Annotated in this window: 15 protein-coding genes; all 15 read left to right on the top strand. The window is 48.4% G+C overall.

All coding sequences use genetic code 11. The features are described 5' to 3' along the window. Positions 1 to 26 precede the first annotated feature (26 nt). A complete protein-coding gene (locus tag JNE38_RS16600; protein ID WP_238933346.1) occupies positions 27 to 674 on the top strand; it encodes a hypothetical protein in 648 nt (215 codons plus the stop codon). Positions 675 to 840: 166 nt separating this feature from the next. Further along, positions 841 to 4,161, top strand: coding sequence for a S8 family serine peptidase (locus JNE38_RS16595; RefSeq protein ID WP_203254779.1), 3,321 nt, complete (start codon positions 841 to 843; stop codon positions 4,159 to 4,161). Between the two features lie 687 nt (positions 4,162 to 4,848). Further along, the gene (locus JNE38_RS16590; protein ID WP_203254778.1) at positions 4,849 to 5,112 is read left to right on the top strand and encodes a hypothetical protein; all 264 of its coding nucleotides are present in this window, start codon (positions 4,849 to 4,851) and stop codon (positions 5,110 to 5,112) included. Between the two features lie 88 nt (positions 5,113 to 5,200). Continuing rightward, on the top strand, positions 5,201 to 6,016 hold the full coding sequence (gene terS / locus JNE38_RS16585) for a phage terminase small subunit (RefSeq protein ID WP_238933345.1): 816 nt from the start codon (positions 5,201 to 5,203) through the stop codon (positions 6,014 to 6,016). Beyond that, the gene (locus tag JNE38_RS16580) at positions 6,000 to 7,319 is read left to right on the top strand and encodes a PBSX family phage terminase large subunit (protein WP_203254777.1); all 1,320 of its coding nucleotides are present in this window, start codon (positions 6,000 to 6,002) and stop codon (positions 7,317 to 7,319) included. The genes terS and JNE38_RS16580 overlap by 17 nt, the downstream gene beginning before the upstream one ends. Beyond that, positions 7,319 to 8,752: a phage portal protein gene (locus JNE38_RS16575; RefSeq protein ID WP_203254776.1), complete on the top strand. Its 1,434-nt coding sequence runs from the start codon at positions 7,319 to 7,321 to the stop codon at positions 8,750 to 8,752. The genes JNE38_RS16580 and JNE38_RS16575 overlap by 1 nt, the downstream gene beginning before the upstream one ends. Continuing rightward, complete coding sequence (locus tag JNE38_RS16570) at positions 8,745 to 9,572, top strand: phage minor head protein (RefSeq protein WP_203254775.1); 828 nt, start codon at positions 8,745 to 8,747, stop codon at positions 9,570 to 9,572. The genes JNE38_RS16575 and JNE38_RS16570 overlap by 8 nt, the downstream gene beginning before the upstream one ends. A 20-nt stretch (positions 9,573 to 9,592) precedes the next feature. Continuing rightward, on the top strand, positions 9,593 to 10,819 hold the full coding sequence (locus tag JNE38_RS16565) for an XkdF-like putative serine protease domain-containing protein (protein WP_203254774.1): 1,227 nt from the start codon (positions 9,593 to 9,595) through the stop codon (positions 10,817 to 10,819). Positions 10,820 to 10,834: 15 nt separating this feature from the next. After that, on the top strand, positions 10,835 to 11,770 hold the full coding sequence (locus tag JNE38_RS16560; protein ID WP_203254773.1) for a phage major capsid family protein: 936 nt from the start codon (positions 10,835 to 10,837) through the stop codon (positions 11,768 to 11,770). Further along, positions 11,770 to 12,009, top strand: coding sequence for a hypothetical protein (locus tag JNE38_RS16555; protein WP_203254772.1), 240 nt, complete (start codon positions 11,770 to 11,772; stop codon positions 12,007 to 12,009). Before JNE38_RS16560 ends, JNE38_RS16555 begins: the two co-directional genes overlap by 1 nt. Further along, positions 11,975 to 12,355: a head-tail connector protein gene (locus JNE38_RS16550; protein WP_203254771.1), complete on the top strand. Its 381-nt coding sequence runs from the start codon at positions 11,975 to 11,977 to the stop codon at positions 12,353 to 12,355. Before JNE38_RS16555 ends, JNE38_RS16550 begins: the two co-directional genes overlap by 35 nt. Beyond that, positions 12,352 to 12,678, top strand: coding sequence for a hypothetical protein (locus tag JNE38_RS16545; RefSeq protein ID WP_203254770.1), 327 nt, complete (start codon positions 12,352 to 12,354; stop codon positions 12,676 to 12,678). Before JNE38_RS16550 ends, JNE38_RS16545 begins: the two co-directional genes overlap by 4 nt. Then, positions 12,678 to 13,160 (top strand): HK97 gp10 family phage protein, encoded by a 483-nt coding sequence (locus JNE38_RS16540; RefSeq protein ID WP_203254769.1) that lies wholly within the window; start codon positions 12,678 to 12,680, stop codon positions 13,158 to 13,160. The genes JNE38_RS16545 and JNE38_RS16540 overlap by 1 nt, the downstream gene beginning before the upstream one ends. Continuing rightward, positions 13,161 to 13,622 carry a hypothetical protein gene (locus JNE38_RS16535; RefSeq protein ID WP_203254768.1) on the top strand — a complete coding sequence of 154 codons (462 nt, stop codon included), beginning with the start codon at positions 13,161 to 13,163 and terminating at the stop codon, positions 13,620 to 13,622. It abuts the gene before it with no gap. After that, positions 13,622 to 13,813, top strand: a complete 192-nt coding sequence (locus JNE38_RS16530; RefSeq protein WP_203254767.1) for a hypothetical protein — start codon at positions 13,622 to 13,624, stop codon at positions 13,811 to 13,813. The genes JNE38_RS16535 and JNE38_RS16530 overlap by 1 nt, the downstream gene beginning before the upstream one ends.

The following is a 13,813-nucleotide window of genomic DNA, read 5'->3' as shown; positions in this document are numbered from 1 at the left end:
TGGGCTATCCAAAAGGAGGATTATTGGTGAGCACACAAATATCGACAAAAAGAGACATATTGATCGAGGAAGTCTGCAGTCATTGTCCGGCCACAAGTTGGGGAAAAAAGAGTGTTTGTCGCGTACATGATCTCCATGTTGGAAAAGTTGAGACATGCCCAGAGTGGGAAAAGTATTGTGATAATAATCGCGAACTAGAGGAGTCAGATCAATCATCTGCTGGATTTACAGATTTGGAACCAGCATTCGAAATCCTCCAACGTACAGAGGAAGACATAAAAGATTACCGATACATGATGGTAGAAATCAAACGGATACAAAACTACATGAACGAAATTGGTTCAGGAACAGTGAGTCTTTACGGAGCTGAGTTTGGACAACCCAGGGGCAAAGGAATAGTTAGTAATCGAACCCATGCAGAAGTTGCGCAACGCGAACGAAAATGGAAACGTTTAGCTAACTTACAAGCATCTGTTGATCGAATTCACCGGGCAGCTGATTCTATAACGGATAAAAAAGAGCGTGTTGTCATCGAAGCTCTGCTGGATGGAGAGCGCAATGTGGTAATTGCTAAGCAGATCGGGGTTAGTCGGCAGAAGTATTATAATATTAAGCGAACCGTTATTATGAAGATGGCTTTGTTCATGTATGGAGATGAAATTACAGAAGGTTGACAGTGTAGACGAAACGGTACAGTTTAGATGATTTCAGCGATAGAAAAGGTTCCAGAGTTAAAATGGGGTCAAGTGAATAGGAAACGAGCCACTCGGGCAGCCGGGTGGCTTTTCTATTTGTGACCTATTCAGGAGTAAAAATATAAATTTTAAAGGAGAGGATTGAATGAGGAAAGTAAACAACAAGAATTCAAAACATCGCATTAAGAATCAGTATCTTGTTGGATTTAAGCAAGGTGTTGACGAGAAAGAACAGCGCAAAATTGTGAAGCAGTTTGGCGGCAAAGTTTTCAAGAAGTTCAGAAACGGACATCTTGTCGCAGTTCAAATTGATGACGAACTGGTTGACGACTTGTTGAACCATGAGTTAGTCGAATACATCGACCAAGATGTTGAAGCAAAGGACCCATCGGCAACAGAGGTTGAGACGAATGGTCATCTGATGTCTTCTGTCTACAATTTCTGGCAAGCAGGATTTACTGGTCGAGGAGTAAAAGTAGCTCTCATCGACACTGGTATGACTCCTCACCCTGACCTTCCAACTCCTCTCTCCACATGGGATGTAGTGAATGACACAACATTCGCAGAGGATGTAAACCCAACAACTTCCGGTCATGGCACAAAGAGCGCTGGCGTTATCGCTGCTCGTAGAAACGGAACAGGAGTAGTTGGCGTAGCGTATGAGTGTGACATTCACATCATTAACTGCTACTTCCAGAAGGATGGAGATACATCTAGTGCCTACACAAGTATTGCGTACACAGTTGACGCACTGGAATATGCGGCAACTCTTGATGTAGACGTTGTTCTGTGTAATGTTCAGTTGTCATCCGGAAGCTCGGACTTGCAAGCTGCCTGTGATGCTCTTGAAGCCAAAGGCATTCCAATCCTTGCCGCTGCTGGTAACTACCCTGACGAGTCTGGTGACACGTCCATTGACACAGTAAGATACCCTGGGCATTACGAAAAAGTAGTTGCAGTAGGAGCCGCTTCTCGCTCTACTAACGCTCCATTCGTAACACGAGCAAGCTATTCTGGTACTGGTGCTTATCTGGACATTATGGGATGGACTGGTCAAGCGGCTACAAGCAAGTCCGGTGGAATTACCGAATCTTACACTGGTACATCTTGTGCAACTCCGTACACCACAGGTATGATGGCGCTCATCAAGCAAGCATACCCTACTCTATCTGCACAGGGATTGCGTGACAAGTTGTACGCTGGCGTTAATCGATTCGGAACGCAAAATGAGTATGGTCGAGGATTGGCTAACTTGTCAATTGACATTCTTCCATCTGGAAGCGCGCTATCCTACCCATTGCTTTCCGCAAACACGACAGAAGACTTCTCTGATTCAAACTTCAACTTCAACATCACAGGAGACTTCGTTCTTGGAACAGATGGAGCGAACAGCGTTCTTCGCACACCTCCTCTGACTGCGCTTGGCTCTGGAACAAGCCGATTCACATTCCAATTGCCATCGAATGCAGTCAACCCAACAATCGAGATGGTAACTCGCGCAGACTGCCGCTGGACTGATGTAATGCTGGTTACTGTTAACGGTATGCCACTGCTCTACCAAAGCGACATCGACACTGGGTATGTAACTCACAGCATGAACTTAGTTGCTGGCAAGAAGTACCTCGTTGAACTGCACTGGGATAAGGGTAACAGTAGTGCAGGGCAAAACGCAGTTTACATTGACCGAATCACTGTTAATGTAAATGGCACAGGTGGTGGAGGTGGAGGTCAAGCTGGCGAATCCATGACTAACCCAATCATCCTGTCTGGTTCTTCCGCTTCTGTAAACATTGCGACTGGTGGACAAATCGTCTACTTTAAATACGTTCCTGCAACAGATGGAACTTACACGTTTGACACAGATGCATCCTTCGACATGAAGATGGAATTGCTAAATTCTGCTGGTGGAAACCTGTACACTGACGACGACAGTGACGGAAACTTGCAACCTCGCATCAGCTACCCACTAATTGGTGGAAACACCTATTTCCTCAAGTGCTACGCATATAGCACTTCCTCTACTGGCTCATTCACTCTCAATGTGACTGCACCAAGCGCAGGAAGCAAAATTACTGAGGACTTTGAAGACACAAGCTTCAACATCCCGTTCACTGGTGACTGGGTTCGTGTGACCACTTCGCCATATGCTGGCTCCTACTGCTATCGCAATGCAGACATCTCGCACAGTGGGACTTCCCAAACAACCTTCAACGTAAACGCTCCATCTGGTGGTACACTTGAGTTCTACTACCGCACTGATTCGGAGACTGGATGGGATAAGTTGACGGTAACTGCTGGCGCGAACACTGTTCTCGATGGCGTGTCTGGAATTTCTGGCGTATGGACAAAAATAACGTACACACTACCAGCAGGAACTACTCTCGTCACCTTCAAGTACGCAAAAGATGGTAGCGTAGACGGTGGAACTGACTCTGTTTACATTGATAATGTTTCTGTGTCTGGCTCTGGCGTAACCGTAAGCGCTGGCTCTGGTGGAGGCTCTGTTCCTTCTGCTCCATCTCTTAGCTACTCTGCTGGCAGTGGTCAAGTAACATTGAGTATTTCTGGTGCTACTGGCGCAACCAGCTACGATGTGTACAAAGATGGTTCGTTCTACACGAACACAACAAGCACATCACCAGTAATCTCTGGATTGACCAATGGAGTACAGTATAGCTTCTACGTTATTGCGAAGAACAGCTATGGCAACTCCCCTGCATCCAACACAGTGTACGCAACACCAACTTCTGGTGGCTCTGCTCCAAGCACTCCATCGTTGACTGTTGGCTCTGCAACAACGTCCAGCCTGACACTGACCTACTCTGCAAGCGGCGCAACGTCCTACGACATCTACCGCAGCGGTTCTCTGATTTCCGGTGGTCGCACATCCACAAGCTTCACAGATTCCGGTCTGTCAGCAAACACCACGTACAGCTACTACGTCATTGCACGTAACAGTTATGGTAGCGCAACTTCTTCCACCCGTACTGGGACTACACTTTCCAGCGGTGGTGGAGGAGTAACACCAACAACCATCATTGAAGACTTCGAAGACACAAACTACAACTTCACCTTCACTGGTGTATGGTCAAGAACTTCTGGTATCAGTGGTGCTACTGGTTCTGGAAGCTTCGCATCCCCAACTACGCTGTCCACTGAAATCGGCACATCGAAAAATATGGAGTTCACAGTAAACGTGCCAACTGGTGCAACAACTGCAACACTACGATTCGATGCTCTGGTTGGATTCGACAGTACAGCAACACCAATCAGCTATCTGAAAGTGTACATTAACAACGTACTCAAACTGACGCTGAATGCCAATAATGGAAACTGGTACATGAATCAACAAATCACTCTTGGAACTGGAGCACAAACAATCCGTTTTGAGTCTTGGAGAAACAACTCCAACAGCAACTACACTCGTAGAAGCTACATTGACCAACTCATGGTTAGCTGGTCATAAGGTACTTGTTTATAAGAAGATGTTCCTGAAGAAATAGATTAAAATCAATATCACGTTAAGAGCCCACTTACTCGATCTAAGAGTACGTGGGCTCTTTTCTATTTTACATGGCATATAAGCTTAAGTGGTAGTGTGAGGGTGTAGAGACTATGCGAGGAGCCTTAACCAGAAACTCGCCTCTGCAAGAATCGTTGGATCGCACAAGCAAATTCTGTAATCGAGTACTGGACTTTGGGAAATTGTCTTTTGTTTTGTCATACGAAAGCCCGCTATATGTGAAAGGACTTTTTTCGCGAACCCTTCCTATCGCCTGGGCAACCGGGCGGGCTCTTTACAATCGCAACTTTTCCCGAATTTTTAGGGTATAAGCTTTCAAATTAGGGGGAATGAAATATGCCAACAATTAACCTTGGACAACAAGAACTCATTATCACTATACAAAGTGTTGCGATCCCAATTGTGATTGGACTAATTACTATTCCTATCTTTATTAACAAGTTTAGAGGAAGATAAAGGCACCCACGGTATTCAAGGTATATCAACTGTACATTCAATGTTAATTGGGTTATATACATCAAGATAACATCAAAATGATGTAAAAGTTTTCTGTAAAGATGAAATTTGACGTTTTAGTGATGTTGCTTCATAATCTGGTTATCCGGTTATTACATAGGGAGGAATCAGATTGTGGGGCGAGTAAACATTACTATTAGTGACGAATTGCAAGCATGGTACACTGAGAGAAGTGAAATTGTAGGAACCTCTATATCTTCGGTTATGGCCATTGCATTATACGAATACTATGAATCAAAACTTGCTTACAGCGTAAAGGAAGAAGACCAGATTAGAAGAAGTTACGAGCTCAATACCGGCATTAAAAGAGGGGCGCCGAGAAGTTCAGGAAGAAAACCAGGTCAATTGAGCCAATCTCAAAAAACAGACGATTTATGATGAGAAGGATATAAAATTTCTTAGCACCTTTTCGGTGCTTTTTCTTTTGCAAAACAAACACAAACAATCAGGTGGTGGTGATCATGTAGTGGCGGTAGATTGGGACGTGATTAGAGAGGAATACGAGAGAACGGAAATTTCCTTGTCGGACTTGGCTGATAAGCACGGGATCAAGTACCCGACCATCAAAAGTCGGAAGCAACGTCAAGCATGGGAGAAGGATGCATCCATAGATGCAAAAGATGCATCTGCTACGAAAGAGGATGCATCCACACGGAGCCGGGCAGGACCACCAAAGGGGAATCGAAACGCTGTCGGCTCTGGAGCACCAAAAGGGAATAAAAATGCCGTGGGTAATTCGGGAGGAGCTGCGCCGATGCGCAACTTGAACGCCGTCACCCACGGCTTTTTTCGGAAGTTCTTCCCCGAAGAGACGTTGGAGATCATGGAGCAGATTGAGACACGCTCGCCGCTGGATATGCTCTGGGACAACATTGTGATCCAGTACACGGCGATCATCCGCGCGCAGCAGATCATGTTTGTACGGGACCAAGAGGACGAGACGAAGGTGCTGAAAAAGTTCAAACCGGGTATGTTCGGCGATGAAAAGGAATGGGAGTATCAGCATGCCTGGGACAAGCAGGCAACCTTCCTGCAGGCACAGTCCCGTGCAATGGCTACCTTCCAGTCACTCATTCGTCAGTACGAGGAATTGTGCAACAAGGGGCTGGCGACCGAGGAGCAGCGTCTACGAGTTGAGAAGCTGAAGCTAGAAGTGGGAAATCTACGTGGGGATACCGACGGCGATGCCCATCAACAAAACAGCGGATATGCCGCTGCCCTGAACGCACAGGCGGCAGATGTGTTTGCGGATGAGGTGAACGAAGATGGCGAAGAAGCGTAAGCGCACCACCTCGTTCAAATTTATCCCATTCAGCTTGAAGCAAAAAAAGCTGCTCATGTGGTGGGCAGACAGTAGTCCATATCGTGATTACGATATGGTGATTGCCGAGGGCGCGATCCGGTCGGGGAAAACAATCGGCTGCATCGATTCGTTCATCACCTGGTCTCTGGAAAAACACCGTCATCAGAACTTCATCGTGGCCGGGAAGTCGATGGGTGCGCTAAAACGTAACGTTCTCGAGCCTATGTTCCAGATACTCACGGCCAAGGGGATCGATTACCACTACCATCGGTCTGAGAATCCCCACATCATCATCGGCACGAATACTTACTACCTATTCGGTGCGAACAACGAGGCCAGCCAGGATACCCTTCAGGGGCTGACGGCAGCAGGCGCGTATCTGGATGAGGTAGCGCTGTTTCCACGATCATTCGTTGACCAAGCAATTGGCCGCTGCTCTGCTGAGACGGATGGTAATGGGGCAAAGGTATTCTTCAACTGCAACCCTGCAGGTCCGTATCATTGGTTCAATACCGACTTCATCGACAAGGCGAAGGAAAAGCGCATCCTTGTTCTTCACTTCACGATGGACGACAACCTGAGTCTTTCCGAGAAGGTGAAGGAACGCTTCAGACGGATGTTCAGCGGCGTTTTCTTCAAGCGGTACATCCTTGGTCTATGGGTGATGGCCGAGGGTGTCGTCTATGACATGTTTGATGAAGATGTTCATGTGGTAGATGAACTCCCAACATCATTTGATCGTCTCTTTGTAGGCGGGGACTACGGTATCAATAACCCGACTTCGTTTCTACTGTTTGGTCAGAAAGGGAAAGACTTTTACGCTATCCGGGAGTATTATTTCGACTCCAAGAAAGTCGGTAAACAGAAGACAGTGGCCCAGCTGGCTGAGGATTATCTGGCGTTCGTTGGCAACAATTGTCCCGAGGTGGTATTCCTCGACCCATCTGCAGCAGCGCTGATTCTTGAATTGAAGCAGAAAGGTGTTACCAATATTAGAGGCGCTGACAACAGCGTGACAGACGGCATCCAGCTCGTGCAGAACTTGCTCACGGGTAATGGAGGCCGTCTTTTTGTTCATCGTTCGTGTGTAAACCTTATCCGGGAGTTCTTCTCATATCTGTGGGACCCGAAAGCCCAAGCAAGGGGAGAGGACGAGGTCATCAAGGAAAACGACCATGCGCTGGATGCGCTACGGTATGCCTTGTATACGATTTGGCACCTGCTGCGCAAAGCAGCTGCACGTGAAGATAAACGGCGTGAGGGGAAAGGAGGATGGATCTGATGTCGAACGCGACTGGTTGGTATCCCATTGGCAAGGCAGAAGGTACTGGCGAGAGCAAGCAGCTTGTTACGGACCAATTCGATCATGATTACGACGAACACAAGCTGATACGGCCAACTTTAGACCCGTTGGCATGTGTTCATGTGGTAAAACAGAGCAATATCATCCCACAGTGTATTGAGGCGTACAAAACAAATATAACCGGCTTCGGTTGCACGTTGGAATATATGCCGGGTGAGAGCGATAAAACAGCAAAAGCAGAGTGGGACATTGCTGATCGGTTTATGCAGACGGCCAATCTGGAGGAGTCTAACGAGCAATTGCTGGGGCAACTGATTGAAGACCTTGAACACTGCGGAAACGCCTATGTTGAAGTGGCTTGGGGCGGTGGACTCCCTGCTGTATATCGTATACCTCCAGAATACATGCGTTGTACAGCGCCACTCGAACTAGTCGATATGAAGTATAAGAGACTGGTACAGGGCAGGGTAGAAGAGTTTACACAGAGCAAGTGGGTCAGACGGTACGCCCAAAAGCGAGGAACGAATATAACATGGTTCCGTGAATTCGGGGCGCCTGGCGAGGGGAATGAAGTCATACACCTACAGCTTGGAAATGGGACATACGGAGAGCCTCGTTGGTCCGGTAACTCGCCCGGGATTGTGGGATCAAGGAAGGCCGAGGAGCTCAACTTCGATTACTTTGACAACGGTCGAATGCTGGCAATGATTTTGACGGTGATGAATGGTGAATTAGCGCCACAGTCGATCGAAGCTCTAAAAGGAGCGAAAGGAAAGAAGTCTCAGGGAGGCATCCTCTATCTCGAAGTACAGGGATACGACAAAGGGATGCTTGGTGATGAAAAGGAAAAGACAAGCATCAAGTTGGACAAGCTGAATGATTTGCTCCAGCAGGATGCTCTTTTTATTGAGTACAACCGGGAAAAACGGAAAGAAACACGTTCAGCATTCCGTGTCCCGCCAATCCTAACTGGCGAGTCAGACGACTACAATCGAGCTACCAGTGATAATGCCCGCAAGATTGTAGAGGAACAGGTATTCCAGCCGTATCGAAAATGGATCATGGATGAGATCTTCAACAAACGACTGCTGCCTGCTATCTCTGTGTACCGAGTAAAGGCAATCCTCCGTAGTCCCAAAATCAGTGACCCAGACGAGCGTAAGGCCATGCTTGATTATCTGGCTGACCGAGGCATTCTAATTGTCCGCGACTTGATTCCGATTGCTGAGGAAGTGCTTGGGACAGTCATTGACGAGAGCCGTTTTCCTGATGGCTATCTGGATACACCAATTATACAGCTGATGCAATCCCAGGCTTCACTCGGTCAGTCGACGGATACGGAGCCGGAAGAGAAACTCGCAACCATCGCCAAGCGGCTACTCCGTGAAACGAGGGAACGCCAGCATGTGTGATCGATGCCTGCATCTGATTGCCAAAGCGGACGACGATGACTTTCTCGATAGCCTGGATCTAACCCATGCGGAGCGTGAGCTTCTTGAAAAGTTGTACAAGGAAGGCGAAGGAACGATTGCGGACCTTCTGGGACTACAGGGCAAGGCGCTTGATGAAGCCATACAGGAATTGAGCGAGGAGTTGGCCTCTGACGCAGACGAGCTATGGAAAGTCATCTTGCAGATACAAGGCGGAGACTACTTTCAGGTGAAGTTTGAACAAGCCGTCTACGACGCGTTCATGCCCTTGTTCCATCTCGCAGGAGAGTCCGAAGCCATCGGAATTAATACAGACGTAACGTGGGAGCAGGAAAACAAAGCAGCGGCCAAATTTGCTAAGAGGCTAAAGCAGCTGGTGCCTGCTATGAGTGACACATCTGCTGACCACATGCTCCGATCTTTCCAGCGTGCCACTGAAGTAGGGAAGACACCTGCAGAGCGTGCAACCCTAGTGAAAGAGGTAAGTAAGCAAGCAGCAGCCGGGGAAGAGGGGCCGTTCACGATGACCAGGGCCGTTACCATCTCCCGGACCTTATCCACGGCGGCAGCCAACGGTGGAAAGTTGGAGGGGTGGAAACAGACCGGCCTCGTGAAGAAAAAGCGCTGGCGGGCGGCAAACAACAAGCGCACGCGGAATGATCACAAAGAGGCAAACGGCCAAGAGGTCGATATTGATAAGCCGTTCAAGGTGGGAGGTGAAAGGCTGATGCATCCAGGCGATCCAGCAGGAAGTGCAAAACAAATCGTGCATTGTCGTTGTACTATGCAGGCTGTTTTCTAAGACGAAAGGAGGTGAAGAATTTGGGGAAAAAGTACGCACTGAAAGACGCGAGGATCACACACATTTCCCTCGTTGATAAAGGGGCAAATGGAAAACCCTTTGCAATCCTCAAGGAAGAAGGAAAAGAGGCGCTGCAAAAGGATATCCGTATTGCTAAGGCAGACAAGGCCAAGCAAATTGTTTACGGCCTAGTGTATGAGCCAGATGAAGAGGACTCCCACGGAGATACAATGACCGCCGGCGAAATTGAGAAGGCGGCCCACGGCTTCATGGAACGTCAAAGCACATACAACATCGATAAGCAGCACGATTTGGATGCCGACAAAGGGTACGTGGTGGAATCGTACATCGCACCAGTAGACATGGAACTAGGCGATCAGGAGATCAAGAAAGGCTCTTGGGTGGCTGGGGTAAAGGTAACAGATGACGATACTTGGGAACAAATCGAAAAAGGCGAGATTACCGGCTTCTCTATGTGGGGAGTTGGGAAACGCGAACAAATCGAAAAAGCCTCTTCGCATACCGATCATGAAACGGTAGAGAAGGGGCTTTTGTATTCCATCGCAAAGGCATTAACCCGGATAGTAAAGGGCGATGTCAAAGACAAGTATGAGCGTAACAAGCAGAACAATAATTTTTGGACTGCCTTGAGCTCATTTGAGTCTACGATCAAACGCTATAACTGGCAGACCGATCGCTATGAGTTTGAAAGCGATCCGGAAAAGGCGAAAGAGGCAATCCAAGAGTTTGCAGACATCCTGCAAGAGATTCTTGGGGCAAACGACATCGCCAAGGCACTAGGAAAACCGCCTGAACAGATTGCCAAGGCCGGCCGAAAGATCTCAACAGCTCGTCTGGACAAATTGAAACAAGCCCATACCACCATTGCAGACCTTCTGGCTGAGGTGGAAGACAAGGAGGAAGATGACGTGAAAGCAGAGGACATCCAAAAAGCAGTAGAGGCGGCTATGTCGCCAATTACCAAACAATTGACTGCCCTTCAAACAGAAGTAGCAGAACTGAAAAAGGCAGAAGGCGGGGAGGGAGACGATCAACAAAAGGATCCGGCCAGCGCCCAGCTGACAGATGCACTTGCAAAGGTGCTGGAGCCTATCAGCAAACAAATGGAGACCTTGGGACAAGAAGTGCAGCTGATAAAAAACGCACGTGGCTCCAGCCAACAACAGCCTGCTGATGACCAGATTCAAAAAAATGAGGACGACAGTTCTTTTGATGGACTGTTGTAAGGAGGAATAAGAGACATGAGAACAAACGGACAAATTATTAGCAAAGCTGCGACTACAACCGCGAGCGACTCTTCGGCTCTTAACTTCAAACAAGTCGAAAAGTTCTTGGACATGGCGTATGATTCTACTGGTTTTCTTAGAGGAATCCGTCACGAAACCCGTACATCCGCGCAAGGTACAATCGATAAGATCGGTGTAACGGGACGTAACTTGCGTTCTAAAATTGAGGACACTGAAGCAACCAACACAAAGAAACCGACATTCCCACAGGTTCCTTACTCGGTTACTCCTGTTGTGCTGCCATTTGAAATTACTGAAGAATTCATTCGCCAAACACAGCGTGTCCGCGGGCAAAATGCGGAAGAGGTTATCTTGCGCCATATGACATTGAACTATGGCGATAACATGCAGGACCTTGGCTTCAACGGTGACATCGCCACTTTGAATACAGATCCGGACTATGATTTCCTGAAGATCAATGACGGATGGTTGAAGCTAGCTCAAACAACAGGCAACTACATCGATTGGGCAACCATTACTGCTGCTGAGAAAACTGGCATTCTCTTTGAACTGGAACGCGCGATTCCTACTCGCCAGCGTACAGGTGGAACGTTCAAATACTTCATGCATCCGAACACGTATTCCAAACGACTCCAGAAGCTGGCCGAAATGGATAACTCGGCTTCTGTACAGCTGCAGATTACCGGCGGTGTGAAGAAGATCAACTCCTATGATGTGGAAGAGGTTGCTCACATGCCTGAAGGTGCGATCCTGTTCACGTACCAGCCGAACTTTGTCATGGTACACACTTATGCCATGCAGATTCGGAAGACTACGGAAGGCAAAGAAGCGATCTACGCTGACAAACGTTTCTACGCGATCCACTCCGACTTTGACCCGATCTTCGAGGAACCGGCAGCGGTTGCCTACGTTGAAGGGGTGGAGTTTTAATGCTCGTTAAATTCACAGGGGAAAACGCCTCGCTGCAAGCCTATGGCTTTCGTTTTGAGAAAGACAAACCGGTCGAAGTAAAGGACGACAAGGTGCTGAAGAAGCTGAAGGAGCGCGGCAATTTCGAAGTGATGGAAGAGAAAGCCGCTCCTCGTAAGAAAGGCGAGGGCACTGTCGCCACTAAACCAGAAGAGGGTGAGACCGATGCTGACGCCGGAGAAAGTAAAGGAGCAGAGTAGTACGAGGGCCGTTCAGGAAATGACTCCTGAGCGGCTTTCCTATCTCGTTGACGAGGCTCAGGTACGAATCGAGTTGTTCACTATACGCCAGTACGTGGAGGACGACAGCCGTTTGGAAGTGGCTCACTTCCGTCTGGTTGAGGCAATGGCTTTGACGGACAATGACGAGACGCTTGGAGCGGAGGCGCGCGGCATAACTTCCGAGTCCGATCAGGGATACACATGGTCCGTCGAAAGGGCAAGCGTCACGACAGGCAGCCCGCTGGTAGATTCCCTGCTGCGGCAGTGGATGGCTTTCACAGCAGAGGCGAGCGACGGTGGAAACGTCAAGGCGATGCTCCTATGAATCACCGCATGAATGATCCGATCATTCTGAAACGAACGGAAACGGGGCAGGATGGGCGAAATAGAATTAGCCCTGTGGAATTACCCCCCCGAACCGTAATGGGCTGTATACGCGGCGTAGAGTCGTCGTGGCAACGTCCAGCGAATGCTGACCCGGTAACCTGGGAGTACAAAGCCACACTCGGTTTTCTACCGAGGGAGGATGTTCGGAAGGATGACGTTCTGGAATTGCCGGGGCATGGTGAGTTTGTGGTCGTTAACGCTACGCCTGGTCGCCGCCTCTTATTCGTAATTGCCCTTCAGGAGAAAAGAGGTGCCGAGTAGTGGACTTCCGTGAATTTCAGAAACGGTTGGAGAAGCTCAACCGAAACATGCCACAGGCACTTGAGCGAATCCTGTATCAGCTTGGGGAAGAGTTGATGAATCACGTCATCGAGGAGCTCGGCAGCCAAGACCTGATTGATACCGGTACGCTCTGGAACTCGTTCTCTCAAGGAGATCCCAACAACGTCTGGGAGTTCGACGCCGACCGCAATTCCCTTACGCTTGAGGTCGGTTCCAATCTTACCTATGCCGAGTATCTGAATGAGGGATACACAATCGACAAGCCCTATTTTGTTCCCGGATATTGGAACGGAGTAGGGAAGTTTATCTACGACCGAGAGGCAAAGGGCGGTTTCATGGTTCGCCCCCGTAGCTTCATTGGCCGCAAGTATTTTGATATTGCCCTGAAAGATTTCCAAGGCGGTATGCAAGCGCTGCTGGAGAAATTGCTGCTAGCTGAGCTAGAAAGGATGGTGAGGTAATTGAATCGGGAATTATCCTGCTTGATTGATCTGATAAACGAGGCGTACCCGGATCTCGCCATCCTGGACAGCTTGAATGTATGGCTATCAGGGAATTTTAAGCCTCCACTTGCGTTCATCCAAACCCAAGAGGTAACCGAAAGAGGCAACACTCTGTCGTCGTACAAAATCATCTCCGACGCTGGGATCGTGTTGCATCATTGCAAAAAGAAGATCGGCGGCCAAGAAGTTTTCGAATCTATTTCGACGGAGCCTCTACGCCAATTATTGCGCCGAGACCGTTATAGCTACCGTGGAAAAACGGATGGGCTGTTCATCAACATAGACAACACGACGATACGAGTCCGTTCGGATAAGAAAGATCGTACGGAGGTCACCTTCCGGTTTGAATACCTGGTTTCCATTCCAAAGGCTCCAGTTGAGAAGATCAGCACATTTGAGTTTGAAGAGGAGTGGTCCTAGTGGCACGCAAAGACCCACAAGCAGATCCCTCTGATCTGAAACGGACTAGAAGGGACTGGATCGAGAGCGCAGCTTACTTAAAAGCCGAGAGGTTTGAAGTGGCAGGCGCTCTTTTTGACGTTAAAGACCATGACCAGATAGCAGAAAGCGAAGTCAAAAAGCGGCTATCTGAATACAAAGGTGGTGTATAA

It is taken from the genome of Brevibacillus choshinensis (genome assembly GCF_016811915.1).
Classification (GTDB): domain Bacteria; phylum Bacillota; class Bacilli; order Brevibacillales; family Brevibacillaceae; genus Brevibacillus; species Brevibacillus choshinensis_A.
Note: the sequence above shows the minus strand (reverse complement) of the source record. Positions and strands in the feature narration are given on the sequence as shown.

What these genes read in the sequence shown, in the direction of transcription:
- JNE38_RS16595 (WP_203254779.1), top strand. Translation starts at nt 841, where the DNA reads ATGAGGAAAGTAAACAACAAGAATTCAAAACATCGCATTAAGAATCAG.
- JNE38_RS16580 (WP_203254777.1), top strand. Translation starts at nt 6,000, where the DNA reads ATGGCGAAGAAGCGTAAGCGCACCACCTCGTTCAAATTTATCCCATTC.
- JNE38_RS16575 (WP_203254776.1), top strand. Translation starts at nt 7,319, where the DNA reads ATGTCGAACGCGACTGGTTGGTATCCCATTGGCAAGGCAGAAGGTACT.
- JNE38_RS16570 (WP_203254775.1), top strand. Translation starts at nt 8,745, where the DNA reads ATGTGTGATCGATGCCTGCATCTGATTGCCAAAGCGGACGACGATGAC.
- JNE38_RS16560 (WP_203254773.1), top strand. Translation starts at nt 10,835, where the DNA reads ATGAGAACAAACGGACAAATTATTAGCAAAGCTGCGACTACAACCGCG.
- JNE38_RS16555 (WP_203254772.1), top strand. Translation starts at nt 11,770, where the DNA reads ATGCTCGTTAAATTCACAGGGGAAAACGCCTCGCTGCAAGCCTATGGC.
- JNE38_RS16550 (WP_203254771.1), top strand. Translation starts at nt 11,975, where the DNA reads ATGCTGACGCCGGAGAAAGTAAAGGAGCAGAGTAGTACGAGGGCCGTT.
- JNE38_RS16545 (WP_203254770.1), top strand. Translation starts at nt 12,352, where the DNA reads ATGAATCACCGCATGAATGATCCGATCATTCTGAAACGAACGGAAACG.